Origin of the sequence: Streptomyces sp. WZ.A104 (genome assembly GCF_002382885.1) — a bacterium.
In the GTDB taxonomy this organism is placed as follows: Bacteria; Actinomycetota; Actinomycetes; order Streptomycetales; family Streptomycetaceae; genus Streptomyces.
The window spans coordinates 1-23761 of sequence record NZ_NWVL01000048.1; the positions used below are offsets into that span (position 1 = coordinate 1).

A 23761-nucleotide genomic window follows, 5' to 3' on the forward strand; every position below is an offset into this window, starting at 1 on the left:
CCGGAAGCTAAGCCTTTCAGCGCCGATGGTACTGCAGGGGGGACCCTGTGGGAGAGTAGGACGCCGCCGAACAATTTTTCCGGGAAAGCCCCGTACCGCAAGGTACGGGGCTTTTCTGCGTTCAGCAGCAAGAGCTGAGCGCCGACCCCTGTGCATCCGTCGGCAGAAGCTGCGGGTAAGGTCAGGGGGCATCATTGGCACGTTCTTCACAGGAGGCCCCCGGGTGGAGGTCCAGGAGACTCGGGTCCAGACGGACCGGGTCCTCACCATCCCCAACATCCTCAGCATGGCTCGCCTTGTCGGGGTGCCGCTCTTCCTGTGGCTGATTCTCCGCCCCGTGTTCGGCGGTCCCAACAGCGACGGGTGGGCGCTGTTGGTGCTGATGCTCAGCGGCATCAGCGACTACCTCGACGGGAAGCTCGCCCGACGGTGGAACCAGATCAGCAGTCTCGGCCGGCTCCTGGACCCGGCTGCCGACCGCCTCTACATTCTCTCCACCCTGCTCGGCCTCACCTGGCGGGAGATCCTGCCGCTCTGGCTCACCGCGGCCCTTCTCGCCCGGGAACTGATGCTGCTCGTGATGGTGGCCATCCTGCGCCGCCACGGCTATCCGCCGCCACAGGTCAACTTCCTCGGGAAAGCTGCAACTTTCAACCTGATGTACGCGTTCCCCTTGTTGCTGCTCAGCGACGGGAGTGGTTGGCTGGCAACACTGGCTGCCGTTTTCGGATGGGCGTTCGCAGGATGGGGTACAACGCTCTATTGGTGGGCAGGGATCCTCTACGTGGTTCAGGTCCGCCGACTCGTCAAGGCGGATGCAGTAGCCGATTGAGCTCGTTGATGCGGTGCCGCGCAGTGTGGCCGGTCCGCGGCAGTTGTCTTGAATGATGCCGCGACGGGCGAAGTCGGCTAACCGTCGTCTCTTCTAGGAGGACGTTTCCGACATGAAGGCCGTCGTGATGGCTGGCGGCGAGGGCACACGCCTTCGCCCCATGACCTCAAGCATGCCCAAGCCGCTTCTGCCCGTGGCCAACCGGCCGATCATGGAGCATGTGCTGCGGCTGCTGAAGCGGCATGGGCTCAGTGAAACGGTGGTGACCGTCCAGTTTCTCGCCTCCCTCGTCAAGAACTATTTCGGGGACGGCGAGGAGCTCGGGATGGAGCTCACCTACGCCAACGAGGAGAAGCCACTCGGCACCGCGGGCAGCGTGAAGAACGCCGAGGCGGCGTTGAAGGACGACACTTTCCTCGTTATTTCCGGTGACGCGCTCACCGACTTCGACCTCACCGACCTCATCGCCTTCCACAAGGAAAAGGGCGGACTCGTCACGGTCTGTCTGACCAGGGTTCCCAACCCGCTGGAATTCGGGATCACCATCGTGGACGAGGAAGGGCAGGTCGAGCGGTTCCTGGAGAAGCCGACCTGGGGTCAGGTCTTCTCGGACACCGTGAACACGGGTATCTACGTCATGGAGCCCGAGGTCTTCGACTACGTCCAGGCCGATACGTCCGTCGACTGGTCGGGTGATGTCTTCCCGCAGTTGATGAAGGAAGGCAAGCCCATCTACGGCTATATCGCCGAGGGCTACTGGGAAGACGTCGGTACGCACGAGAGCTATGTGAAGGCCCAGGCCGATGTCCTGGAGCGCAAGGTCGACGTGGAGCTCGACGGCTTCGAGATCTCGCCCGGAGTGTGGGTGGCCGAAGGCGCGGAGGTTCATCCCGACGCGGTGCTGCGCGGGCCGCTGTACATCGGCGACTATGCCAAGGTCGAGGCGGACGTCGAGATCCGCGAACACACGGTGGTGGGGTCGAACGTCGTCGTCAAGACGGGTGCCTTCCTCCACAAGGCCGTCGTCCACGACAACGTCTACATCGGACAGCACAGCAACCTCCGCGGCTGCGTGGTCGGCAAGAACACCGACATCATGCGTGCGGCCCGGATCGAGGACGGCGCTGTCATCGGTGACGAATGCCTGGTCGGCGAGGAGTCGATCATCCAGGGCAACGTACGGGTGTATCCGTTCAAGACCATCGAGGCCGGTGCGTTCGTCAATACCTCGGTGATCTGGGAATCCCGGGGACAGGCACACCTCTTCGGCGCGCGCGGGGTCTCCGGCATTCTGAACGTCGAGATCACGCCGGAGCTGGCCGTACGGCTGGCGGGCGCCTACGCCACGACCCTCAAGAAGGGGTCCACGGTCACGACCGCACGTGACCACTCCCGAGGCGCGCGGGCACTCAAGCGGGCCGTCATCTCGGCCCTCCAGGCCAGCGCCATCGACGTACGGGACCTGGAGAATGTCCCCCTGCCCGTGGCCCGGCAGCAGACGGCCCGCGGCAGCGCGGGCGGCATCATGATCCGTACCTCGCCCGGTGTGCCGGACTCCGTCGACATCATGTTCATCGACGAGCGCGGCGCGGATCTCTCACAGGCCCAGCAGCGCAAGCTGGACCGGGTCTACGCGCGCCAGGAGTACCGCAGGGCCTTCCCCGGTGAGATCGGGGACCTGTACTTCCCGTCCAGCGTCTTCGACTCGTACACCGGTTCGCTGCTGCGCAACGTCGACATCACGGGCATCGCCGACTCCGGGCTGAAGGTTGTCGTCGACGCGTCCAACGGCAGCGCCGGACTCGTTCTGCCCAGCCTGCTCGGGCGGCTCGGGGTGGACGCGCTGACGATCAACCCCGGGCTCGACGAGTCGCGGCCCACCGAGTCCGCCGACACCCGGCGCGCGGGGCTCGTACGGCTCGGGGAGATCGTTTCCTCGGCCCGGGCGGCCTTCGGGGTGCGGTTCGACCCGGTGGGGGAGCGGCTCTCCCTCGTCGACGAACTGGGCCGGATCATCGAGGACGACCGGGCCCTGCTGGTCCTCCTCGATCTCGTCGCCGCCGAGCGGCGCAGCGGCCGGGTCGCCCTGCCCGTGACGACCACGCGCGTCGCCGAGCAGGTGGCGGCCTACCACGGTACGCAGGTGGAATGGACGACGACCTCGCCCGACGACCTGACCAGGGTCGGCCGTGAGGAAGCCACCATCTTCGGAGGAGACGGGCGCGGCGGGTTCATCGTTCCCGAATTCAGCAGCGTCTTCGACGGGACGGCGGCCTTCGTCCGGCTCATCGGGCTCGTGGCGCGCACCCAGCTCACCCTGAGCCAGATCGACGCGCGCATTCCCCGCGCCCACGTCCTGCGCCGCGATCTGGCGACGCCCTGGGCCGTCAAGGGGCTCGTCATGCGGCGGGTCGTCGAAGCGGCCGGTGACCGCAGCGTGGACACCACGGACGGGGTGCGTGTGGTCGAGGCGGACGGGCGGTGGATCATGGTCCTGCCCGACCGGGCCGAGGCCGTGACGCATCTGTGGGCGGAAGGCCCGGACGACGCCTCGGCCCAGGCGCTGCTCGACGAGTGGTCCGCGGTCGTGGACAGCGCGGGCAGCTAGTCGCTGTGAGCCGGTGTGCCGGAACGCCCCGGGCAGGGGCTTCCGGCACACCGGTGGGGCCATTCGGCGGCAGCCGTGGTGACGTGCGACGATGTGCGGCATGTCGCAGCAGTCCCCCGATCGGAGCACCACCTCGCCGACCGCACGCCCCGACGCCTCCATGTCGCTGCTGAACAACGTGATGGACCACAGCCTCGACGAGGGCTACGCGGAGGCCGCGGCGCGCCGAAAGGCCGACGGGAGCGAGGGCCTGCCCCGTACGCTCAGGTCGAAGCTCTGGCTGGCGGCGGGACTGGTGGTGGCCGCCCTCGTGGTCACCCTCGGCGCGGCCGAGGCGCGGATCGCGGCCCCGGTCGTCGCGAAGGAGCGCGAGGAACTGATCGACCGCATCAACGCGGAGACCAAGGCGGCGGACACGCTGGAGTCGGATGTCGACAAGCTCCGTGCCGACGTGAGCGAACGCCAGCGCAAGGCCCTTGAGCGCCATGGGGGAGCCCAGGGGGAGTTGGTGTCCCTACTGGCCGGGGCGACCCCGGTCGAGGGCCCGGGTGTGAAGCTCGTCGTGGACGACGCCAGGAACACCGACCAGGGCGGCGGCGGGCCGCGGGAGTCCAGCGGCTTCACCGACACCGGGCGGGTGCGCGACCGGGACATGCAGCGTGTGGTCAACGGGCTGTGGGAGTCCGGCGCCGAGGCCATCGCCATCAATGGGCAAAGGCTCACCGCGCTGTCCGCCATCCGGGCCGCCGGCGACGCCATACTGGTCCACAACAGGCCGCTTGTACCGCCGTACACGGTGCTCGTGGTGGGGGACGGGAAGAAGCTCGCGGCCGCGTTCCGGGACAGCGCCGACGGCCAGTATCTGAACGCGCTGAAGGAGAGCTTCGACATTCGCACCAGCATGTCCGACCAGGCCAAGGTGCGGCTTCCGGCCGCGCCGAGCCTGATCGTCCGTACAGCAGAGCCGAAGGCCGCCGGCAGTGGTGCGGCAGACACAGGGAAGGGCACATCGTGATCGCCGTACTGGGCCTCGTCGTGGGAGTCGTGGTCGGACTGTTGGTCCGGCCCGAGGTACCGGCGGTGGTCGAGCCCTACCTGCCGATCGCGGTGGTCGCCGCGCTCGACGCCGTCTTCGGCGGTCTGCGGGCGATGCTCGACGGCATCTTCGTCGACAAGGTCTTCGTCGTCTCCTTCCTCTCCAACGTCGTGGTGGCCGCGCTGATCGTCTTCCTCGGCGACAAACTGGGGGTCGGCGCTCAGCTCTCCACGGGTGTGGTGGTCGTGCTCGGCATCCGGATCTTCTCCAACGCCGCGGCGATCCGCCGCCACGTCTTCCGGGCTTGAGGCCGATGAACAACGACGAGAACACCCGCAGCCCCCAGCCCGAGGACGGCGCGCCCGCCACCCCGGAAGCTTCCGTGCCCCCGCTTGCGGCCGAGGAGGTCTCCGGGCGGCAGAGACTGCTGGCGGGCCTGTGGCCGCCCCGGCTCAGCCGGGCCCAACTCATCGTCGCCCTGCTGCTGTTCGGTCTCGGTCTGGGGCTTGCCATCCAGGTGCGGTCCGCCGGCGACGACGGTGCGCTGCGCGGTGCCCGACAGGAGGACCTGGTCCGCATCCTCGACGAGGTCGACGACCGGACGCAGCGCCTGGAGGACGAGAAGCAGCGCCTGGACGACCAGCGCACCGAGCTGGAGAACAGCTCCGACCAGGCCGAGGAGGCCCGGAAGCAGACGCGGGAGAAGGAGCGTCAGCTCGGCATCCTCGCGGGCACCGTGGCGGCACAGGGCCCCGGCATCACCCTGACGATCAGTGACCCGGCCCGGGCGGTCGCGGCCGACATGCTGCTCGACGCGCTTCAGGAGCTGCGGGCGGCGGGCGCCGAGGCCATCGAGGTCAACGGGGTGCGCGTGGTGGCCAACACCTACTTCGCCGGAGAGGGCGGGGACGTCCAGGTGGACGGCGAGAAGATCGAGGCGCCGTACGAGTTCACGGTCATCGGCCAGCCGCAGGACCTGGAGCCCGCGCTCAACATCCCCGGCGGTGTGGTCCAGACGCTGGAGAAGGAGCAGGCCACGGTGGTCGTGGAGCGGTCCGACGACATCGTGGTCGACGCCTTGCGACCGGCGCAGCGGCCTGACTACGCTCGGTCGTCATCCCCGTGAGTCCGGTGAGTGTACGGGCCGGTGGACCGGGTCGGGAGCTTGCGGGGGGTCGCCGCACCGGATTGGTGGTGCGTGGTGGAAACTGTCGAGTGGATACGGACGTTGTGAAGATGTCCGGGTCGGCAGGTGTATTCATTCAGGGTTCGTCCTGCCCCACGGGCGGGTCTATGTCGGTCAAGGGGAATCGCCCGTGAAGTTGTTTGCGAAGTTGTTCGGTAAGAGTGCACGCGAGGACAGCAACAGTGCTGCCCGCCACCGTGCTCCGCGCCACGGTCAGGCCGAGGAGCCGGAGGCGGAGCGTCCGCTCTTCCGTGACGAGGTGTCCGGTACCCCGGGCGGACCCGGCGTGTCGTCTGTTGACCCTGCCGGTGCCGGGGCAATAGGTTTCGGCGAACCATCAGCCTCAAGTGCAGGTGGAGGGTTCACCCCGGAGGGCTCGTCGATGCCGGTCTGCGCAAGGTGCGGTCACCGCAACGCGGAGGCCAGCAGGTTCTGCTCCAACTGCGGTACGCCGCTGCGGGGCGGCGTTCCCGAGCGTGCTTCGGAGACGACGTCGACGATCTCGATCTCGGGTCTTGAGGCGTACGAGGCGGAGGCGACGGGGCAGACGGCTCTGCCCTCGCTCTCCCCGGAGGCTCAGGCGGCCGTCGACGCGCTGCCGGGCGGTTCGGCCCTGCTGGTCGTGCGGCGCGGCCCGAACTCCGGAAGCCGATTCCTGCTCGACAGTGATCTGACGACGGCCGGCCGTCACCCGCAGAGCGACATCTTTCTCGATGACGTGACCGTGTCGCGCCGTCATGTGGAGTTCCGCAGGAGTCCGGACGGTAGCTTCACCGTGGGCGATGTCGGCAGCCTCAACGGCACCTACGTCAACCGTGAGCGCATCGATTCGGTCCAGCTGTCCAACGGCGACGAAGTCCAGATCGGAAAGTACCGCCTGGTCTTCTATGCGAGCCCGCGGGGCGTGTGACCAGCCCCCGGACTCCTTGTCCGGGGGGACCCCCAGGAAGGCCCATGCTGCGAACACCGACAGGCGGTGCCGGTCACGGCGCCGCCACCGCGGAAGAGGGCTCGATGAGCATCGGTACGGTGCTCATCGAGCTGCGCGACGAGTTTCCCGAAGTCACCATCTCCAAGATCCGGTTCCTGGAGGCCGAGGGGCTCATCGAGCCGCAGCGCACTCCTTCCGGATACCGGAAGTTCGCCCCGCGTGATGTGGAGCGCCTCGCCCAGGTGCTGCGCATGCAGCGGGACCACTATCTGCCGCTCAAGGTCATCCGGGAGCACCTGGACGCCCTGGCGCGGGGAGAGCAGCCCGTCCTGCCCTCTCCGGGCGATCGGCGGGACCTGGCCGACGGGGTCTGGGACGCCGCAGGTCCGGGTGCGGCCACCGCCGTGCGGATCGGGCGCGCCGAGCTGCTCGCGGCGGCCGAGGTCGATGAGGAGCGGCTGGAGGAGTGGGAGTCCTACGGGCTCATCGTTCCGGCCCCCGAGGGCGGCTACGACGCCGAGATGGTCACCGTAGCCAAGCTGGTCGCTGATCTGGGGCGATTCGGACTCGAACCGCGTCACCTTCGAGCCATGCGGGCCTCCGCCGACCGGGAGGCGGGCCTGGTGGAGCAGGTGGTCGCGCCGCTGCGCCGACACCGTAATCCGCAGACCAGAGCCCATGCGGAGGCCACCGCGAACGAGCTCGCGGAGCTGTCCGTACGGCTGCACGCGGCACTCGTCCAGACCGCTCTGCGGAGCCGTCTGCACTGACCTCGGCGGAGCCCGACTACCCAAACATGGCGAGCACGTCCTAGGGTTGCTGTGTGAACGAGCTCGACGTTGTCGGTGTCCGGGTGGAAATGCCCTCCAACCAACCGATCGTTCTCCTGCGTGAAGTGGGAGGCGACCGGTACCTCCCCATTTGGATCGGTCCTGGTGAGGCGACCGCGATCGCCTTCGCCCAGCAGGGCATGGCTCCGGCCAGGCCGCTGACCCATGACCTGTTCAAGGATGTGCTGGAGGCCGTGGGCCAGGAGCTCACCGAGGTGCGCATCACGGACCTTCGCGAAGGGGTCTTCTACGCGGAGCTGGTCTTCGCCAGCGGGGTGGAGGTGAGCGCCCGGCCGTCCGACGCCATAGCGCTCGCCCTGCGGACCGGCACGCCGATCTACGGCAGTGACGGCGTGCTGGACGATGCGGGCATCGCGATCCCCGACGAGCAGGAGGACGAGGTGGAGAAGTTCCGCGAGTTCCTCGACCAGATCTCGCCGGAGGACTTCGGTACGAACAGTCAGTGACCGTCCCGCAGGGGTGTCGTCAGCGCATCCGGCAAGCCTTTCCCGGAAACGAGTCACGGGAAACCACCCTCAGGGTGATTATCACTCGGCGTGCCGAGTGTGGCGATCGTTGACGCACCCCGAGTGACTGCCTACCTTCGAGTGGGCAGGTCAAGGACGGAGGTCGGCGTGAGAAGCAGCGGCGACGGTACGGCGGCGGGTGGGCCGTATCCGCAGCACGGCAGTGGAGCCGACCACGCCATCAGGCAGCCGGTGCAGCCGGCCGCGGTGGCAGCGGACGGCGTGACAGCGGCGAGCGATATCGGCTATCGCGGACCGACGGCGTGCGCGGCGGCGGGCATCACCTACCGCCAGCTCGACTACTGGGCGCGTACGGGCCTGGTCGAGCCGAGTGTGCGTCCGGCCTACGGGTCGGGGACCCAGCGTCTCTACAGTTTCCGGGACGTGGTCCTCCTCAAGATCGTCAAGCGGTTCCTGGACACCGGAGTCGCTCTCCAGAACATCCGCACCACGGTCCAGCATCTGCGGGCCGGGGGCTTTCAGGATCTGGAGCGCATGACGCTGATGAGCGACGGGGCCACGGTCTACGAGTGCTCCTCGCCCGACGAGGTCGTCAGCCTGCTCCAGGGCGGGCAGGGCGTCTTCGGGATCGCCGTGGGCGTCGTCTGGCGGGACGTGGACGTGGCGCTCTCGCAGCTGCACGGGGAGCGGGTCGACACCGGCGAGACGCTCATCGGCCACAACCCCGCGGACGAGCTGGCCCGGCGGCGTAACCGGGCGGGCTGAGCGCTCCGGACGATCCGGGTCGGACGGACAGACAGCTGGAGGGCACGGGACGGTCCGGCACCCCACGGGGCGCCGGGCCGTCCCGTTGTCAGTGCCGTAGGGCAGCATCGTCGGTGTGAGACCCGCGCCCACCATCCTTCATCTGGACATGGACGCCTTCTACGCGTCGGCGGAGCAGGCGGCCAAGCCGAGCCTGCGCGGCAAAGCGGTTGTGGTCGGCGGCCTCGGGCCGCGCGGAGTGGTCGCCACCGCCTCGTACGAGGCCCGGCGCCTCGGGGTGCACTCGGCGATGCCCACCGCCCAGGCCCGGCGGCTCGCGCCGAACGCCGCTTACCTGGTGCCCCGCTTCTCGCTGTACCGGACGGTGAGCGACCAGGTGATGGAGCTCCTGGGGCGGCTGTCGCCCCTGGTCGAGCCGCTCAGCCTGGACGAGGCCTTCGTCGACCTGGAGGCCGGCGGGGCGGCGGACGACGCGGCGTCGGCCCGGGCGACGGGGGAGGGACTGCGGGCGGCCATCAGGGCGGTGACCGGACTCAGTGGCTCCGTCGGCCTGGCCGGGTCCAAGATGCTCGCCAAGATCGCCTCCGAGCAGGCCAAACCGGACGGGCTGCTGCTCATCGAGCCGGGCACCGAACGCGAGCTGCTCGCCCCCATGTCCGTCCGCGTCCTGCCAGGGGTCGGGCCGGCCACCGGCGACCACCTCAGGCGGGCGGGGATGACCAGCATCCACGACCTGGCCGAGGCGGGCGAGGCGGAGCTCGTACGGCTGGTCGGCAAGGCCCACGGGCACGGGCTCCACCGGATGGCCCTGGGACTCGACGACCGGCCGGTGGTCGCCGAACGGGACGCCAAGTCCGTCTCCGTGGAGGACACCTTCGATGTGGATCTCCACGACCGGGTGCGGGTGCGCGCCGAGGTGGAGCGGCTGGCCGTGCGGTGCGTGGAGCGGCTGCGCGCGGCGGACCGGTCGGGGCGCACGGTGGTGCTGAAGGTGCGCCGCTACGACTTCTCCACGCTGACCCGCTCCGAGACGCTGCGGGGGCCCACGGACGACCCCACGGTGGTGCGGGAGGCGGCCGGGCGGCTGCTGGAGTCCGTCGACACCACCGGCGGCGTACGGCTCCTGGGCGTGGGTGTCACGGGGCTGGCCGACTTCACTCAGGAGGATCTGTTCGCGCAGGCCGCCGATGCCCGGGAGCTGGAGCGGCGCTCCCACGAGCCGCAGGTGCAGGCTGTGGGGGCACCCGGGGAGGAGGCCGTCCCGGAACCGGAAGCGGACAGCGCCGAGCAGCTCGCCGCCCGGCGCTGGCCCGCCGGACACGACGTGCACCACGAGGAGCACGGGCACGGCTGGGTGCAGGGGAGCGGCATCGGCCGGGTCACCGTCCGGTTCGAGGAACCGTGGAGCGCACCCGGCCGGGTTCTCACCTTCCGTATCGACGATCCACTGCTGCGGCCCGCCGATCCGCTGCCGCTCGTCCGAGAAGCGCCGGACTACTCCTCCTGGCCCGCCAGCCTGCCGAAGTCACGGTCGGTGGACGGTTCCTCCGGGGGCGAGGAGTCCAGTCCGTAATGACGGTAGAGCTGGAGTTCCTGCTCGGGCGAGAGATGCCTGCCGACACCGAAGTCCGGCGCGTTCTTGATCAACGTGCGGTCGAAGGGGACGCGCAGCGCCTCGTCGACGAATTCGCTGGGTTCCAGGGGGACGAAGGCATCCCTGCTGAACAGGCCGGTGCGGACGGCCGCCCACTCGGGGACCCCCGTCGCATCGTCGAGATAGACCTCATCCACCGTTCCGATCTTGGTGCCCTTGCGATCGAATGCCTTGCGGCCGATCAGGCGGCGCGGATCGATATCGGTCTGCACGGTGCCTCCCACTGGTCGCAGACTGCTCAGGGCGGTCCCTGATGCCCACCAGCACTACACAAGTGCAGATCCGTGGTGTCGGCCACTTGAGAGTTCCGCGCTGATGGCCGCTGGTAGGCTGGCACTGGCTGCTGACCCCGTGCGGGAGAGTCCTCCGGTGAAGAATCCGGAGGCGCCGAAGGAGCAACTCCTCCCCGGAATCTCTCAGGCCCCCGTACCGCACGGATGAGGTCACTCTGGAAAGCAGGGCGGTTCCGTGCGGGCGCAGGCTCAGGCGGACTCGACCCTCACCGACGGTGAAAGCCGGCACGCCCTTGGGCGGGCCGGCGAAGCTCTCAGGTTGAGATGACAGAGGGGGAGGCCGTCCGGGCACCCGCGCCGTGGTGCCCCTCGCAGGTCGTGACAGACCAGGAGGCCTCCACCATGACCCCCCGTCGCACTCCGCTCTCCCAGCTGGAGCAGGGCATTCCGTTCGAGCAGCGCCACATAGGGCCCGATGCCGAGGCCCAGGCGAAGATGCTCGCCCAGGTCGGCTACGGCTCCCTCGACGAGCTGACCGCCGCCGCGGTGCCCGACGTGATCAAGAGCGCGGAGGCCCTGAACCTTCCCTCGGCGCGCACCGAGGCCGAGGTCCTGGCCGAGCTCCGGTCGCTGGCCGACCGTAACCAGGTGCTCGCCCCGATGATCGGCCTCGGCTACTACGGCACCTTCACGCCGCCCGTCATCCTGCGCAACGTCATGGAGAACCCCGCGTGGTACACGGCCTACACGCCGTACCAGCCGGAGATCTCCCAGGGCCGCCTGGAGGCCCTGCTGAACTTCCAGACGATGGTCGCCGAGCTGACCGGGCTGCCCACCTCCGGCGCCTCCCTTCTCGACGAGGGCACCGCGGCCGCCGAGGCGATGGCGCTCGCCCGGCGCGTCGGCAAGGTCAAGAACGGCGTCTTCCTGGTCGACGCCGACACCCTGCCGCAGACCATCGCGGTGATCGAGACCCGCGCCGAGCCCACCGGAGTCGAGGTCGTCGTCGCCGACCTCAGCGACGGCATCCCCGCCGAGATCGCCGCGCGCGGCGTCTTCGGCGTCCTGCTCCAGTACCCGGGCGCCTCCGGTGCCGTCCGCGCCATCGAGCCCGTCATCGAGCAGGCCCACGAGCTCGGCGCGATCGTCACCGTCGCCGCCGACCTGCTGGCCCTGACGCTGCTCACCTCGCCCGGAGCCCTCGGCGCCGACATCGCCGTCGGCACCACCCAGCGCTTCGGTGTCCCGATGGGCTTCGGAGGCCCGCACGCCGGCTTCATGGCGGTCCGCGAGAAGTTCGCCCGCTCCCTGCCCGGCCGCCTCGTCGGCGTCTCCGTCGACGCCGACGGCAACAAGGCCTACCGCCTGGCCCTCCAGACCCGCGAGCAGCACATCCGCCGCGAGAAGGCCACCAGCAACATCTGCACCGCGCAGGTCCTGCTCGCCGTCATGGCCGGGATGTACGCCGTCTACCACGGCCCCGAGGGGCTGCGGACGATCGCCCGGCGCACGCACCGCTTCGCCGCGATCCTGGCCGACGGCCTGCGGGGCGCCGGCGTCGACGTCGTGCACGGCGCGTTCTTCGACACCCTGACCGTGCGGGCGCCCGGCAAGGCGGCGGGGGTCGTCGCGGACGCCCGGGAGCGCGGGGTCAACCTGCGCCTCGTCGACGCCGACCACGTCTCCATCGCCTGCGACGAGACCACCACCCGAGCGCAGATCGCCGCTGTCTGGGCCGCCTTCGGCGCCGAGGGCGACATCGAGGCGCTGGACGCCACGGTCGGCGACGCGCTGCCCGAGGGGGCGCTGCGCTCCGACGACATCCTGACCCACCCGGTCTTCCACCAGCACCGCTCCGAGACCGCGATGCTGCGCTACCTGCGCAAGCTCGCCGACCGTGACTACGCGCTGGACCGGGGCATGATCCCGCTCGGCTCCTGCACGATGAAGCTGAACGCGACGGCCGAGATGGAGTCGATCACCTGGCCCGAGTTCGGCGCGCTGCACCCCTTCGCCCCGGCCGAGCAGGCGCAGGGCTTCCTCACCCTCATCCGTGAGCTGGAGGAGCGCCTCGCCGAGGTCACGGGTTACGACGCCGTCTCCATCCAGCCCAACGCCGGTTCGCAGGGCGAGTTCGCGGGTCTGCTGGCCGTGCGGGCGTACCACCGTGCCAACGGCGACGACCAGCGCACCGTCTGTCTCATCCCGTCCTCCGCGCACGGCACCAACGCAGCCAGCGCCGTCATGGCGGGCATGAAGGTCGTCGTGGTGAAGACCGCCGACGACGGCGAGGTCGACATCGCGGACCTGCGCGCCAAGATCGAGCAGTACCGCGACGAGCTCGCCGTGCTCATGATCACCTACCCCTCCACCCACGGGGTCTTCGAGGAGCACGTCGCCGACATCTGCGGCGAGGTGCACGACGCGGGCGGCCAGGTCTACGTCGACGGCGCCAACCTCAACGCGCTGGTAGGACTCGCCAAGCCCGGCAAGTTCGGCGGCGACGTCTCGCACCTGAACCTGCACAAGACCTTCTGCATCCCGCACGGCGGCGGCGGTCCCGGCGTCGGCCCGGTCGGTGTCCGCGCGCACCTCGCCCCGTACCTCCCCAACCACCCGCTCCAGCCCGCCGCGGGCCCGGAGACCGGGGTGGGCCCGATCTCGGCCGCCCCATGGGGCTCGGCGGGCATTCTGCCGATCTCCTGGGCGTACGTGCGTCTGATGGGCGGCGAGGGTCTCAAGCGCGCCACGCAGGTCGCCGTGCTGGCCGCCAACTACATCGCCAAGCGCCTGGAGCCGCACTTCCCGATCCTGTACAACGGCCCGGCCGGACTGGTCGCGCACGAGTGCATCGTCGACCTGCGGCCCATCTCCAAGGCGACCGGCGTCTCCATCGACGACATCGCCAAGCGCCTGATCGACTACGGTTTCCACTCGCCGACCATGTCGTTCCCGGTCGCCGGCACGCTGATGATCGAGCCGACCGAGAGCGAGGACCTCGCGGAGCTCGACCGGTTCTGCGACACCATGATCGCGATCCGCGCCGAGATCGAGAAGGTCGCCTCCGGCGAGTGGAGCGCGGACGACAACCCGCTGCGCAACGCCCCGCACACCGCGGGTGCGCTGGGCGGTGACTGGGAGCACGGTTACAGCCGCGAGGAGGCCGTCTTCCCGGCCGGTGTGTCCGCCGCCGACAAGTACTGGCCGCCGGTCCGCCGCATCGACGGGGCCTTCGGCGACCGGAACCTGGTCTGCTCCTGCCCGCCGCTGGACGAGTACGACAACTGAAGCGGCCTGTCGTAGGACGTGCGCCCGGAGTGGCGTAGGTCCGGGCATGCGTCGGGGCCGGTGCGGAGATCTCTCCGGGCCGGCCCCTGTTTCGTACGACCGCTCAGGCGGCCTTCACCACGCGGCCCGCTGCCAGCGGCCGGTGCGGGGCGATGATCTGCCCGTCGGGCAGCAGTTCGCCGGTGTCCTCGAAGAGCAGGACGCCGTTGCACAGAAGGCTCCAGCCCTGTTCGGGGTGGTGGGCCGTCAGGCGGGCCGCCTCCCGGTCGGGTGAGTCGGCGGTGGGGCAGGGTGGCTGGTGCTGGCACATGGATGGGTTCTTTCGCTGCGTCGAGTCGAGTGTCCTGCGGCTGGATGAGGTGTTCATGGCCGCCCCCGTATCAGTCGGTCCGGTCCCAGTGTTGCCCTACGGGGGTGATTCCGCAGGGATTTCGCTGCAGCTCCCGTACTCCTCCCATGACGCATCACCCGCGCGGACGGTTCACCGCAACTGCAGGGTCCCTTTGGGTGGTTCGGGGTGGCCGGACGGGACTAGTCCGAGTGGGCAGCAGGACGCCCCCGCAGTGACCCTTCCCGCCGTACGGACCTACGGGGCGGATGCGGGCCGCTACGAGGGCGTGCGGCGGGGCGGGGGCGGTCAGGCCGAGCTGAGCAGAGGCCCGGGCGTCACGCGCAGCGAGATCACCGGCAGCAGGTCGGCGACCCGGTGCGGGCGGTGCGCGGCGATGCCCGGCGGGGCCGGCGCCAGGGGCACCAGCACGTCCGTCGGCGCGAGCACGCCGCCCGCGGGGTCGGCATCGGGGTCGCCGTGCAGCCAGAGGGTGAGCATGTACAGCTCCGGGATGGACAGCAGCCGCGCCTGATAGGTGGCGGCCGACGCCTCCGCCTGCCGCACGGCCAGCTCGGTCGAGGCGAGGTAGGGCCCCTCGAAGAAGTGCGAGAACGTCCAGCCGTCGGGGGTGAGCACGGTGTCCGCCGCGGCCACCGCACGGCCCTCGCTGCGGATCAGGAAGCGCCAGGCAGTGAGGCGTGTGAGGGGAGCTGTCCGGGCGGGAGTGGTCCGGTCCAGCACATGGACGGGAAGCGGTAGCTCGGGGCTCAGCGGTCCCTGGACGGACCGGAGAGCGGACGTTCGGGCCTCGCGGACGGCGGTGGGAGAACCGAGGGCCGCGGACACGCTGCGCAGGGCGGGCGCGGGAGCCGAGGGGACATGCAGCGGCATAGTGGGTCGCCTCTCACTTCGGAGACACGGTGATGCGTGGGCGGGTGCAGACGGCGCTGTCGGCGTTCTGGCCGTAAGAGGCCGATGACGGGCGATGCGTATCAACTCTCTGCCTCGTCCACCGGAGTTTATATGACGCGTGTTCACACAGTGTTTCCGCTAGCAGCCGGGGATATTTCGCGCAAGGCTCCATCCGGACTTCGAGTTGCGGTATTTCTGGTGAAGTGCTCCACTGTTCCCGGCCCTGACCTGGACCCCTTCCGGCCCTGCGGTAGGCCGAAACTCGTCGGTGTTTCCACCACGGCTTCCGGCATGCTCTTCCCGGGCGAAAATGCCGATGGCCGCATGCTGTAGGAATGTGCCCCCGGTCTCCCTCCACCAGACTATCGGGTATCGGAAGCCCGTGGGGGCGTTACGGATCACTTCCACGGGGCATTATCGATCGTGATGCGAGCGGCCTGGGCCGCGGGCCGCCACTGGAGGAGGGACCCCTCGATGGGGGAGAAGGTCGCCGCGGGAGCCCTTGACCTGTCGGACCGGCAGGAGTACCGCACCAAGCTCAACCAGTGCCTGGAAGGGCTGGGCAGACTTCTGGCGGAGCGGAGGTTCGACCGTCCCCGGAACCTGATGGGGCTGGAGATAGAGCTGAATCTCGCGGGCTCCGACGGCATGCCCCGGATGATGAACCAGCAAGTGCTCCAGCGCATCGCGAGCCGCGATTTCCAGACCGAACTGGGGATGTTCAATCTCGAAGTGAATATCGTCCCGCACCGGCTGGGCGGCCGGGTATTCGATCAGCTCTCGGAGGAGTTGCGGACCGGCCTGGCCTATGCTCACCGCAAGGCGGGAGAGGTGGATGCGGGGATCGTGATGATCGGAATCCTGCCCACCCTGGGGGAGCACGACGTGGTGTCCGCGAATCTCTCGGACGTGGACCGTTACACCCTGCTCAATGACCAAATGGCGGCCGCCCGGGGGGAGGATTTCGCCCTGGATATCGAAGGTGTCGAGCGATTGGTCTGTACCTCGCCGTCGATCGCCCCGGAATCAGCCTGCACCTCGGTGCAGCTGCACCTCCAGGTGACGCCCGGCCGGTTCGCCGACGTGTGGAACGCCGCCCAGGCGATCACCGGCGTCCAGATCGCGCTCGGCGCCAACGCCCCCTTCCTGTTCGGCAGGGAGCTGTGGCGGGAGTCCCGGCCGCCGCTGTTCCAGCAGGCCACCGACGTACGGCCGCCGGAGCTGGCGAACCAGGGGGTGCGGCCGCGGACCTGGTTCGGGGAACGCTGGATCACCTCCGCCCACGAGCTCTTCGAGGAGAACCTGCGCTACTTCCCGCCGCTGCTGCCGATCTGCGGCGAGGAGGACCCCCTGAAGGTCCTCGACGAGGGCGGGGTGCCCGAGCTGGCCGAGCTGGTCCTGCACAACGGCACCGTCTACCGCTGGAACCGCCCGGTGTACGGGATCGCCGACGGCGTGCCCCATCTGCGGGTGGAGAACCGGGTGCTGCCCGCCGGGCCGACCGTCACCGACGTGATCGCCAACGCCGCGCTCTACTACGGGCTCGTACGGGCGCTCGCCGAGGAGTCCCGGCCGGTCTGGAGCAGACTGCCCTTCGAGGCCGCCGAGGAGAACTTCACCGAGGCCTGCCGTCACGGCATCGAGGCAGAGATGATCTGGCCCCGCTCCGGCCGCTCCGGGGGACTGACCAGGATCCCCGCCGTGCAGCTGGTCCTGGAGGAGCTGCTGCCGCTGGCCGCCGCCGGGCTGGACGCCTGGCACATCGAGCCCGCGGACCGGGACCGCTACCTCGGGGTGATCGAGGAGCGCTGCAAACGGCGCGTCAACGGGGCCTCCTGGCAGGTCGCCACCTACCGTCGGGCCCTGGAGGCCGGACTCGGGAGGGAGGCGGCGCTCGCGGCCACCACCCGCCGCTATGCCGAGCTGATGCACGCGGGGGAGCCGGTGCACACCTGGCCGGTGGGGTTCCCGGCGCCGTGAGGGGGCTGACGCGTCGCGCGCCGCACGACTGCTCGGAACGGCTGCGCGGCGCGGTGATGCGTCCCGGTCGCGCGCGGTGATGCGTCCCGGGCGCCGTCACTCCTGTGTCGCGCGGCCGTTCTGTCCCGCCGCCATGATGGCCTGAAGGATCACCGCCTGGATCTCCGCCGGGTCGCTCACCTCGTAGCCGTCGCCGCCGGTGACCCGCGCGATCTCGGCGACCTCGTCGCGGTCGGCGTCCGGGCCCACCGCGATGGCGATGATCGGGACGGGGCGCTCCGGGTCGGACAGCTCCTTGAGCTCGGCGATGAGCGCGCTGCGCGAGATGCCGCGCTCGTCCTGGTTGGAGCCGTCGGTGAGGATCACCAGGGCGTTGAACTTGCCCTTCACGAAGGTCGACCGGGCCACCTGGTAGGAGGCCAGCGTCGTGTCGTACAGTCCGGTCGCCCCGCCCGGTACCGGCTGGAGCCCGGCGAACGCGGCCGTCAGCTTCTCCCGGTGGGTCCCGCCGCCCGCGGCCGGGTCGCCGAGACGCCTCGTCGGCATGAGCCGCCGGTAGTCCTTCTCGCCGTCCAGTGTGGTGGCGAACTCCCACAGCCCGATCTCGTCGTCCGGGGTGAACTGGCCGAGCGCCTGGATCAGCGACTCCTTGGTGACGTCCATCCGGGACTGGCCGCGCCCCGGCACGAGCGTCGCCATGGAACCGGAGGCGTCGACGACCGTCGTCAGCCGGGCGCTCTGCACGGTGATCGTCCACATCCCCAGCGTCTCCTGGAGCTGCTTCGTGGACGGCGCCTCGGCGGCCGATGCGGCGTACGGCTGGGGCGACCGGCCGCCCGCCGAGACGACGAGGGCGTCCTGTGCGTTGCCGTTGCCGGTCCGGAACCCGTACCGGGCGAACGTGTCGTGGGCGTCCCGGCCGTTGAGCAGGGTCATGAAGCGCAGGGCCGCACGGGACTCCGGGGTGGTCAGCCGACTCTCGTCGACCAGGGTGTACGGGTAGTCGAGCAGCGGAGTGCCGTCCTCGGGGTAGAAGAGGTCGAGCTTGCCCCCGGCCGCCGCCTCCGCGTTGTGGGTGAAGGCCGCCTGCTCGGAGATCAGTACCGCCCGGTTCCGCTTGGGGTTGCCCTCCTCGGCGTCTGACGTGTTCCGCGCCAGGGTCTCCAGTACACGCGCGTCGCTGTCCGACATCCGCTCGGCCAGCACCTTCGCGGTCTCGGCGACCCGGGTGTCGCTCTCCCCGCTCTGCTGGGCCGACGAGGCGCCGATGCTGGTGAGCGCCAGCAGTCCGGTGGCGCTGCGCGCCGGATCGGCCGAGCCGAGGCGCACCCGGTCCGACCTCAGCGTGGCGGCGACCAACTCGGCCCAGGAGTACGTCTTCTCGGGCCAGCCCAGCTTCTTGGAGGCGGACGGGACCATGGCCAGGGTCACCGGTGAGGAGGCCACCGAGCCGAAGGGAGAGAGGGGGATGCCCTCGCCCGTTCCCTTGGCCCTCTCCAGCCAGAGTTCCGAGTCGGGCAGCCAGACCTGGAATCGGGGTGGCTCGCCGCCCGCGGCGAGCGCCTCGGTGACCGTGTGGGACTCGCGGGTCAGCACCTCGACCGCGAGGCAGCGGCCGTCGGATCTCACCTCGTCCGCGCGGGCCTGCTCGGCTATGGCACGTACGGCGGGGGCGATGTCCGGGGACGCGGCCAGGGACAGCTGTACGGCGGAGTCCTCGCAGGAATCGGAGAACGACCACAGGCCGCCCTTGGCCGCCACCGCCGTTCCCGTCGCCACGGCGAGGACGAGCAGGGTGGCGATGGTGACCGTACGACGTCGGCGCCGGGGGCCGGGCCGGTCCCGGTCGCCCTCCACCTCGTAGCCGTCGGGCAAGCTATGACGTCCCATGTCGGTGGTGCCCCTCCTTGAGGATGAAACAAGGAAAAGGGGGACCACGCCATCAGCGATGGTGGTCGTCCCCCGGCCTGTCACGCATGATCTTCGTACCTGTATTCGAGACCATAGCGGGACGGTGGGTGGGATGAGACGCGATTGCAGAACTGAAGGCAGGTGTACCGGTGGAGGCGGGCCGCGTGGCTGATTCTTTTCCTCAAGAGGCCGTGCCACGAAGGATCTTGCGGTCCGAGACGGTGCTGGTCCTGGCGCTCTCGTTGGGTGCCAGTGCGGTGTCGGCCCTCATCAGTTTTATCGGATCACTGACGAAACCGGGGGGGTTGAAGGAGCAGGCGGCGACGCTCAACAGCTCGTACGCTCCGGGCCGTCCATGGCTTGATCTGGCATGGCAAATGTTCGGAATCGCAACGGCTCTGGTACCTGTCGCCCTGGTGGCGCACCTGCTGATCCGGGAAGGGGCGGGCCTGCGGAGCATCGGCTTCGACCGCACCAGGCCCTGGTTCGACCTCGGCCGCGGGACGCTGATCGCCGCCGGGATCGGCAGTGCCGGTCTGGCCTTCTACCTCGGGGCCAGGGCCACCGGATTCAACCTGACCGTCGTCCCGGAGTCCTTGCCCGACGTCTGGTGGAAGTTCCCCGTACTGATCCTCTCCGCGATGCAGAACTCGGTGGTGGAGGAGGTCATCGTCGTCGGGTATCTGCTGCGCAGGCTCGACCAGTTGGGGTGGACTCCGACGCGTTCGCTGGTGGCCAGCTCCGTACTGCGTGGCTCCTACCACCTCTACCAGGGCATCGGCGGGTTCATCGGGAACGTGGTGATGGGCGTCGTCTTCGTACTGCTCTACCGGCGCTGGGGCCGGGTGGGCCCTCTGGTCGTCGCGCACACGCTCCTCGATGTCGGGGCGTTCGTCGGGTACGCGCTGCTCGCGGGACGGGTGGGCTGGCTGCCGACGCCGTAGGAAGCGGGGGCGGCGCAGGAGGTGCGCCGCCCCTGAAACCTCAGAAGGCGGTCAGTAGTTCGCCGTCGATGACGGTGACCGCGGTGCCGGTCAGCAGGGTGCGTTCGCCGCGCAGGGCGGTACGGACCAGCCCCGAACGGGCGGAGGCCTGGAGGCCGGTGAGTTCGTCGCGGCCGAGGCGGGCCGACCAGAAGGGGGCCAGCGCGGTGTGGGCGCTGCCGGTGACCGGGTCCTCGTCGATGCCGACGCCCGGGAAGAAGCAGCGCGAGACGTAGTCGTAGCCACGGGCGGGGTCGTCGGCCGCCGCGGTGGCGACGACCCCGCGCCGGGAGTGGGCGGCGAGGGCGGCGAAGTCCGGGGCGAGCGCCCGTACGGTCGCCTCGTCACGGAGCTCCACCAGCAGATCGCCGATGTGCTGGCCGGTGTCGTGCACGGAGAGGGGTTCGGCCCCCAGGGCGGTGGCGAGCCCCGCGGGCACCGGCTCCTCGGTCAGCGGGGCGGTGGGGAAGTCGAGGGTCAGTCCGCCGTCCGGGCGCGCTGTCGCGGTCAGGGTCCCGCAGCGCGCGGCGAAACGTACCGGGCCGGTCGCCCGCCCTGTGGTGCGCAGGACATGCGCGGTGGCGAGCGTCGCGTGGCCGCACATGTCGACCTCGGTGACCGGGGTGAACCAGCGCAGCGCCCAGTCGGCCGGCAGCGGGTGGGCGAAGGCCGTCTCGGACAGATTGACCTCGGCGGCGATCTCCTGGAGGCGCTCGGCGTCCGGGAAGGAGTCGGCCTCCAGCAGCAGGACGCCCGCGGGGTTGCCGGCGAAGGGGCGGTCGGTGAAAGCGTCGACGATACGAATCCTCATGGGCCGACCGTAGGTCGCCCGCGCGGCGACGGGCCAAGGCCAATTCGGGGTGTCTGGCCCCGCACGCCGATGAGTCCTGGAGCCCGACGCGGTCGATGGGAGGAGAGACCGCAGGCATCCGTCAGGACGGGAGAGCACCATGCGCACCCTCGCGATCACCCGGAACGTGACCCTCGACGGCTCGGTCGAGATGATCACTGACTGGTTCGCCCTCCGGGGCGGGCGGGCGTCACGGTGCGACGAGGCCGCCGAGCTTGCGCAGTGACTCCTGGAGCGCCGCCGTGGCGGAGTCCTTGAGCTTGCCGCCCATGAGGGAGACCGCCGCGCCGGTGAACTCCCCCTCGATGCGTACCGTCGTGGCGCCCCCGTCGGGCGTCAGGGTGTACCGCATGGCCAGGTTGACCCCCATCGGGCCCTTGCCCCGCGTCGCCAGCAGGCGGCCCGCCTCCAGCTCGCCGACCGTCCAGGTGACCTCGGCGGGGAAGCCCATGAGCTTCATGTTCTCCTCGTAGGTGGCCGCGAGCTCCAGCTCGGCCGGGCCGCCCTTGGGGAAGCTGGTGTGGGTGGCGTTCCACTCGCCGTACGACGAGAAGTCCCTCAGCAGGTCCCAGATCTTCTCGGCGGGCGCCTCGATGTGCGCCTCGGCGCTGACTTCTGCCATGTGACCACCCCTGGTTGGTCCGGTTACGGTGCCGCGGAACGTAGCGGCAGCCGCGGCAACATTCAATACTGATGAACCGTCAGGTCTGCTGGGGCTGGCGGTTCCGCCAGATCGCCGCCGCGTCGAAGCGGTCCGATGCGCGCGGGTGCGGGCCCTCGTCGTGGCAGTGGAAGGCGGCCCAGAACAGGTCGGCGGGCAGGGCGTCGTCCGGTGCGTACACCCGGTAGACGTACTGCAGTCCGTCCTGGGCGAGCAGTGCGACCAGCCAGAACACCTGTTCCTCCCCTCCTGCCCCCGTCGTGCGCGCTCGGCCTGAGGGACGTGCCCGCGGGGGTCGGCGGTTGCCCAGGGGGCGCGCAAGGCAAGGCGGCGCGCGCCCCCGCGTCGCCATGGTTGTGCGCCGCGGCACGATCTCATCCGCAAGGATGAGGGGTCGCTCCACTGTGCCCAACTCCGGTGGGAGGCGTGAATGGGTCGCTCCGGGGATGCCCCTCTGTCTCCGGACTGATGGGGTGGAGGGGTGCAAAATCGGACGCCGCGGATTCCTGAACAGCTCGCACCGAACCCCGCAGACTTCGACGCCCGCCTCACCGTGGAACTGGCATCGGTGGTCACGGGCGCGCGCAGGCGTGCGCTGCGCGACGGGGACCGGCAGATCGACACCGCCCACCTCCTGCACTCGCTGATCGAGGCTGACCCCGAGGTCCGCGAGGCGTTCGACGGAGGCCCGCAGCTGGCCAGGGTCCTCGGCTACCTCGTCCAGCGCAGCATTGGTTACGGGCTCCGCTGGCAGGGGTCCGTCGAGGACTCCGGCGCTGTCCCGGTGGTACGGGACCCGGCCGCCGCGGGGTGGTCCCCCTCGGCCCACACCGCGATGGAGGGCGCGCTGCACCGAGCCGGGCTGCGCGGCGCGCCGCACGCCGCCGGCCTCGACCTCCTCGCCGCCCTGGCCGCCGACGCCGAGTGCCGCGCGGTGGAGGTGCTGGCCCGTGCGGGCGTGGACGCCGCCCGGCTGGCGGGCCGCGCGGCGCAGCGTACGGATGAGGCGTCGCGCACGGTGTGACGGGTGGTCCTCGCCTGTCGGACGGCGTGCCGTCTCGACAGGTGTCACCGGGGTGACGGTCCTGTCGAGACGCTGTCATGATGTGCCGATGCACGCGTCTTCGGGATCTTCGGGGTTTCAGGGCAGGGGGGCCGGCCTGGGGCTCGCCCTGGTTTCGGCCTTCGCGTTCGGCGGTTCGGGAGTGGCGGCCAAGCCGCTGATCGAAGCCGGGCTCGACCCGCTCCACGTGGTGTGGCTACGGGTCGCCGGGGCCGCTCTCGTCATGCTGCCGGTCGCCTGGCGCCACCGGAATCTCGTACGTGAACGTCCCGCCCTGCTGGCCGGGTTCGGACTGTTCGCGGTGGCCGGGGTCCAGGCCTTCTACTTCGCCTCGATCTCCCGCATCCCGGTCGGGGTGGCGCTGCTGGTCGAATATCTGGCGCCCGCGCTGGTCCTCGGCTGGGTCCGCTTCGTCCAGCGCAGGCCGGTCACCCGGGCCGCCGCGGTCGGGGTGGTGCTGGCGGTCGGCGGCCTCGCGTGTGTCGTCGAGGTGTGGGCCGGGCTCGGCTTCGACCTCCTCGGGCTGCTCCTCGCCCTGGGCGCGGCCTGCTGTCAGGTCGGCTACTTCGTGCTCTCGGACCACGGCGGGCGGCAGGACGACCGCAGGGAATCCGGCGAGGGTGGTGACGGCGGGCGCGCCGAGCCTCCCCATCCGGTCGGCGTCATCGCGTACGGGCTGATCGTCGGCACCCTCGTCCTCACCGTCGTCGCACGCCCCTGGGCCATGGACTGGTCGCTCCTCGGCGGCAGCGCCGGGATGAACGGCAACGAGGTTCCCGCCTGGGCGCTGATCGGCTGGATCGTGCTGGTCGCCACCGTGGTCGCGTACGGCACCGGGGTCGTCTCCGTCCGGCTGCTCTCGCCGCAGGTGGCCGGGGTGGTCGCCTGTCTGGAAGCGGTCATCGCGACCGGGCTCGCCTGGGTGCTGCTCGGCGAGCACCTCTCCGCGCCCCAGCTCATCGGCGGGTTCGTGGTGCTGACCGGTGCGTTCATCGCCCAGTCGTCCGCGCCGAAGCCCCCGTCGGGTCCCGTCGCCGAGGGCGTGGGGGTGGGGCCGGGCGTCGTGGCCGGTGCCGCCGAGGATGAGTTGTCCGCCGGACGGAGCACGCACTAGTGTGACGATCATGCATCTGACTGTGCTGCCGCCGCCTGTCGCCTAGCGCGCGCGGCCTCTCCTGACGAAGACCGGGCTCGGGCACTCCCCGAGCGGTCCGTCGCT

At 70.2% G+C, this 23761-nt stretch carries 23 protein-coding genes and 1 riboswitch; of the genes, 16 read left to right on the forward strand and 7 right to left on the reverse strand.

Features of this window, described 5'->3' with window-relative positions; all coding sequences use genetic code 11:
• The first annotated feature begins 223 nt into the window (after positions 1 to 223).
• The 10 genes from CIB93_RS23890 to CIB93_RS23935 all read left to right on the forward strand — a co-directional run bounded on the left by CIB93_RS23890 (position 224) and on the right by CIB93_RS23935 (position 10249).
• Positions 224 to 832 (forward strand): CDP-alcohol phosphatidyltransferase family protein, encoded by a 609-nt coding sequence (locus tag CIB93_RS23890; RefSeq protein ID WP_096629700.1) that lies wholly within the window; start codon positions 224 to 226, stop codon positions 830 to 832.
• 112 nt (positions 833 to 944) lie between these two features.
• Entirely contained in the window at positions 945 to 3440 is a 2496-nt protein-coding gene (locus CIB93_RS23895; RefSeq protein ID WP_096629701.1) for a mannose-1-phosphate guanyltransferase, read from the forward strand.
• 100 nt (positions 3441 to 3540) lie between these two features.
• Positions 3541 to 4455, forward strand: coding sequence for a DUF881 domain-containing protein (locus CIB93_RS23900; protein ID WP_179500223.1), 915 nt, complete (start codon positions 3541 to 3543; stop codon positions 4453 to 4455).
• Positions 4452 to 4784 carry a small basic family protein gene (locus tag CIB93_RS23905; RefSeq protein ID WP_003970459.1) on the forward strand — a complete coding sequence of 111 codons (333 nt, stop codon included), beginning with the start codon at positions 4452 to 4454 and terminating at the stop codon, positions 4782 to 4784. The genes CIB93_RS23900 and CIB93_RS23905 overlap by 4 nt, the downstream gene beginning before the upstream one ends.
• 5 nt (positions 4785 to 4789) lie before the next feature.
• Complete coding sequence (locus CIB93_RS23910; protein WP_096629702.1) at positions 4790 to 5602, forward strand: DUF881 domain-containing protein; 813 nt, start codon at positions 4790 to 4792, stop codon at positions 5600 to 5602.
• A 190-nt stretch (positions 5603 to 5792) separates the two neighbouring features.
• On the forward strand, positions 5793 to 6572 hold the full coding sequence (locus CIB93_RS23915; RefSeq protein ID WP_096629704.1) for an FHA domain-containing protein: 780 nt from the start codon (positions 5793 to 5795) through the stop codon (positions 6570 to 6572).
• A 44-nt stretch (positions 6573 to 6616) separates the two neighbouring features.
• The gene (locus tag CIB93_RS23920) at positions 6617 to 7363 is read left to right on the forward strand and encodes a MerR family transcriptional regulator (protein ID WP_096629705.1); all 747 of its coding nucleotides are present in this window, start codon (positions 6617 to 6619) and stop codon (positions 7361 to 7363) included.
• 53 nt (positions 7364 to 7416) lie between these two features.
• Entirely contained in the window at positions 7417 to 7890 is a 474-nt protein-coding gene (locus CIB93_RS23925) for a bifunctional nuclease family protein (protein WP_006123076.1), read from the forward strand.
• Positions 7891 to 8058: 168 nt separating this feature from the next.
• The gene (locus tag CIB93_RS23930; protein WP_096629707.1) at positions 8059 to 8676 is read left to right on the forward strand and encodes a MerR family transcriptional regulator; all 618 of its coding nucleotides are present in this window, start codon (positions 8059 to 8061) and stop codon (positions 8674 to 8676) included.
• A 115-nt stretch (positions 8677 to 8791) separates the two neighbouring features.
• Positions 8792 to 10249 (forward strand): DNA polymerase IV, encoded by a 1458-nt coding sequence (locus CIB93_RS23935; RefSeq protein ID WP_096629708.1) that lies wholly within the window; start codon positions 8792 to 8794, stop codon positions 10247 to 10249.
• Here the strand turns inward: CIB93_RS23935 and CIB93_RS23940 are convergent.
• Positions 10171 to 10542: a PRC-barrel domain-containing protein gene (locus tag CIB93_RS23940; RefSeq protein WP_096629773.1), complete on the reverse strand. Its 372-nt coding sequence runs from the start codon at positions 10540 to 10542 to the stop codon at positions 10171 to 10173. The two genes, CIB93_RS23935 and CIB93_RS23940, sit on opposite strands and share 79 nt — an antisense overlap.
• 132 nt (positions 10543 to 10674) lie before the next feature.
• Positions 10675 to 10772, forward strand: a riboswitch (glycine riboswitch).
• A 193-nt stretch (positions 10773 to 10965) separates the two neighbouring features.
• On the opposite strand from CIB93_RS23940, the gene gcvP reads away from it, so the two are divergent.
• A complete protein-coding gene (gene gcvP, locus CIB93_RS23945; protein WP_096629710.1) occupies positions 10966 to 13851 on the forward strand; it encodes an aminomethyl-transferring glycine dehydrogenase in 2886 nt (961 codons plus the stop codon).
• 103 nt (positions 13852 to 13954) lie between these two features.
• On the opposite strand, the gene CIB93_RS23950 is transcribed toward gcvP, so the two are convergent.
• Positions 13955 to 14161 carry a DUF5999 family protein gene (locus tag CIB93_RS23950; protein WP_007452228.1) on the reverse strand — a complete coding sequence of 69 codons (207 nt, stop codon included), beginning with the start codon at positions 14159 to 14161 and terminating at the stop codon, positions 13955 to 13957.
• A gap of 327 nt (positions 14162 to 14488) precedes the next feature.
• The gene (locus CIB93_RS23955; RefSeq protein ID WP_096629711.1) at positions 14489 to 15073 is read right to left on the reverse strand and encodes a hypothetical protein; all 585 of its coding nucleotides are present in this window, start codon (positions 15071 to 15073) and stop codon (positions 14489 to 14491) included.
• 495 nt (positions 15074 to 15568) lie between these two features.
• Here CIB93_RS23955 and CIB93_RS23960 point away from each other — a divergent pair, with 495 nt between their 5' ends.
• Positions 15569 to 17074: a glutamate--cysteine ligase gene (locus CIB93_RS23960; RefSeq protein ID WP_096629713.1), complete on the forward strand. Its 1506-nt coding sequence runs from the start codon at positions 15569 to 15571 to the stop codon at positions 17072 to 17074.
• 96 nt (positions 17075 to 17170) lie between these two features.
• Here the strand turns inward: CIB93_RS23960 and CIB93_RS23965 are convergent, their stop codons facing one another.
• Positions 17171 to 18964, reverse strand: a complete 1794-nt coding sequence (locus CIB93_RS23965; RefSeq protein ID WP_096629714.1) for a substrate-binding and VWA domain-containing protein — start codon at positions 18962 to 18964, stop codon at positions 17171 to 17173.
• 185 nt (positions 18965 to 19149) lie between these two features.
• Between CIB93_RS23965 and CIB93_RS23970 the strand changes: the two genes are divergently transcribed.
• Complete coding sequence (locus tag CIB93_RS23970) at positions 19150 to 19929, forward strand: CPBP family intramembrane glutamic endopeptidase (RefSeq protein ID WP_096629774.1); 780 nt, start codon at positions 19150 to 19152, stop codon at positions 19927 to 19929.
• A 40-nt stretch (positions 19930 to 19969) separates the two neighbouring features.
• On the opposite strand, the gene CIB93_RS23975 is transcribed toward CIB93_RS23970, so the two are convergent.
• Positions 19970 to 20779 (reverse strand): PhzF family phenazine biosynthesis protein, encoded by an 810-nt coding sequence (locus tag CIB93_RS23975; protein ID WP_096629716.1) that lies wholly within the window; start codon positions 20777 to 20779, stop codon positions 19970 to 19972.
• Positions 20780 to 20918: 139 nt separating this feature from the next.
• Between CIB93_RS23975 and CIB93_RS39040 the strand changes: the two genes are divergently transcribed.
• Complete coding sequence (locus CIB93_RS39040; RefSeq protein ID WP_257002331.1) at positions 20919 to 21044, forward strand: hypothetical protein; 126 nt, start codon at positions 20919 to 20921, stop codon at positions 21042 to 21044.
• On the opposite strand, the gene CIB93_RS23980 is transcribed toward CIB93_RS39040, so the two are convergent.
• Both CIB93_RS23980 and CIB93_RS23985 read right to left on the reverse strand, forming a co-directional pair.
• Positions 21009 to 21440 (reverse strand): SRPBCC family protein, encoded by a 432-nt coding sequence (locus CIB93_RS23980; RefSeq protein ID WP_096629718.1) that lies wholly within the window; start codon positions 21438 to 21440, stop codon positions 21009 to 21011. The genes CIB93_RS39040 and CIB93_RS23980 overlap by 36 nt on opposite strands.
• A gap of 79 nt (positions 21441 to 21519) precedes the next feature.
• The gene (locus CIB93_RS23985; RefSeq protein ID WP_096629719.1) at positions 21520 to 21714 is read right to left on the reverse strand and encodes a hypothetical protein; all 195 of its coding nucleotides are present in this window, start codon (positions 21712 to 21714) and stop codon (positions 21520 to 21522) included.
• Positions 21715 to 21960: 246 nt separating this feature from the next.
• On the opposite strand from CIB93_RS23985, the gene CIB93_RS23990 reads away from it, so the two are divergent.
• Positions 21961 to 22503: a Clp protease N-terminal domain-containing protein gene (locus tag CIB93_RS23990; RefSeq protein WP_179500224.1), complete on the forward strand. Its 543-nt coding sequence runs from the start codon at positions 21961 to 21963 to the stop codon at positions 22501 to 22503.
• 88 nt (positions 22504 to 22591) lie between these two features.
• The gene (locus CIB93_RS23995) at positions 22592 to 23656 is read left to right on the forward strand and encodes a DMT family transporter (RefSeq protein WP_096629721.1); all 1065 of its coding nucleotides are present in this window, start codon (positions 22592 to 22594) and stop codon (positions 23654 to 23656) included.
• Positions 23657 to 23761: the final 105 nt, after the last annotated feature.

What these genes read in the sequence shown, in the direction of transcription:
- CIB93_RS23955 (WP_096629711.1), bottom strand. Translation starts at nt 15,073, where the DNA reads ATGCCGCTGCATGTCCCCTCGGCTCCCGCGCCCGCCCTGCGCAGCGTG.
- CIB93_RS23950 (WP_007452228.1), bottom strand. Translation starts at nt 14,161, where the DNA reads ATGTGCCAGCACCAGCCACCCTGCCCCACCGCCGACTCACCCGACCGG.
- CIB93_RS23920 (WP_096629705.1), top strand. Translation starts at nt 6,617, where the DNA reads ATGCTGCGAACACCGACAGGCGGTGCCGGTCACGGCGCCGCCACCGCG.
- CIB93_RS23980 (WP_096629718.1), bottom strand. Translation starts at nt 21,440, where the DNA reads ATGGCAGAAGTCAGCGCCGAGGCGCACATCGAGGCGCCCGCCGAGAAG.
- CIB93_RS23960 (WP_096629713.1), top strand. Translation starts at nt 15,569, where the DNA reads ATGGGGGAGAAGGTCGCCGCGGGAGCCCTTGACCTGTCGGACCGGCAG.
- gcvP (WP_096629710.1), top strand. Translation starts at nt 10,966, where the DNA reads ATGACCCCCCGTCGCACTCCGCTCTCCCAGCTGGAGCAGGGCATTCCG.
- CIB93_RS39040 (WP_257002331.1), top strand. Translation starts at nt 20,919, where the DNA reads ATGCGCACCCTCGCGATCACCCGGAACGTGACCCTCGACGGCTCGGTC.
- CIB93_RS23895 (WP_096629701.1), top strand. Translation starts at nt 945, where the DNA reads ATGAAGGCCGTCGTGATGGCTGGCGGCGAGGGCACACGCCTTCGCCCC.
- CIB93_RS23965 (WP_096629714.1), bottom strand. Translation starts at nt 18,964, where the DNA reads ATGGGACGTCATAGCTTGCCCGACGGCTACGAGGTGGAGGGCGACCGG.
- CIB93_RS23910 (WP_096629702.1), top strand. Translation starts at nt 4,790, where the DNA reads ATGAACAACGACGAGAACACCCGCAGCCCCCAGCCCGAGGACGGCGCG.
- CIB93_RS23975 (WP_096629716.1), bottom strand. Translation starts at nt 20,779, where the DNA reads ATGAGGATTCGTATCGTCGACGCTTTCACCGACCGCCCCTTCGCCGGC.
- CIB93_RS23900 (WP_179500223.1), top strand. Translation starts at nt 3,541, where the DNA reads ATGTCGCAGCAGTCCCCCGATCGGAGCACCACCTCGCCGACCGCACGC.
- CIB93_RS23995 (WP_096629721.1), top strand. Translation starts at nt 22,592, where the DNA reads ATGCACGCGTCTTCGGGATCTTCGGGGTTTCAGGGCAGGGGGGCCGGC.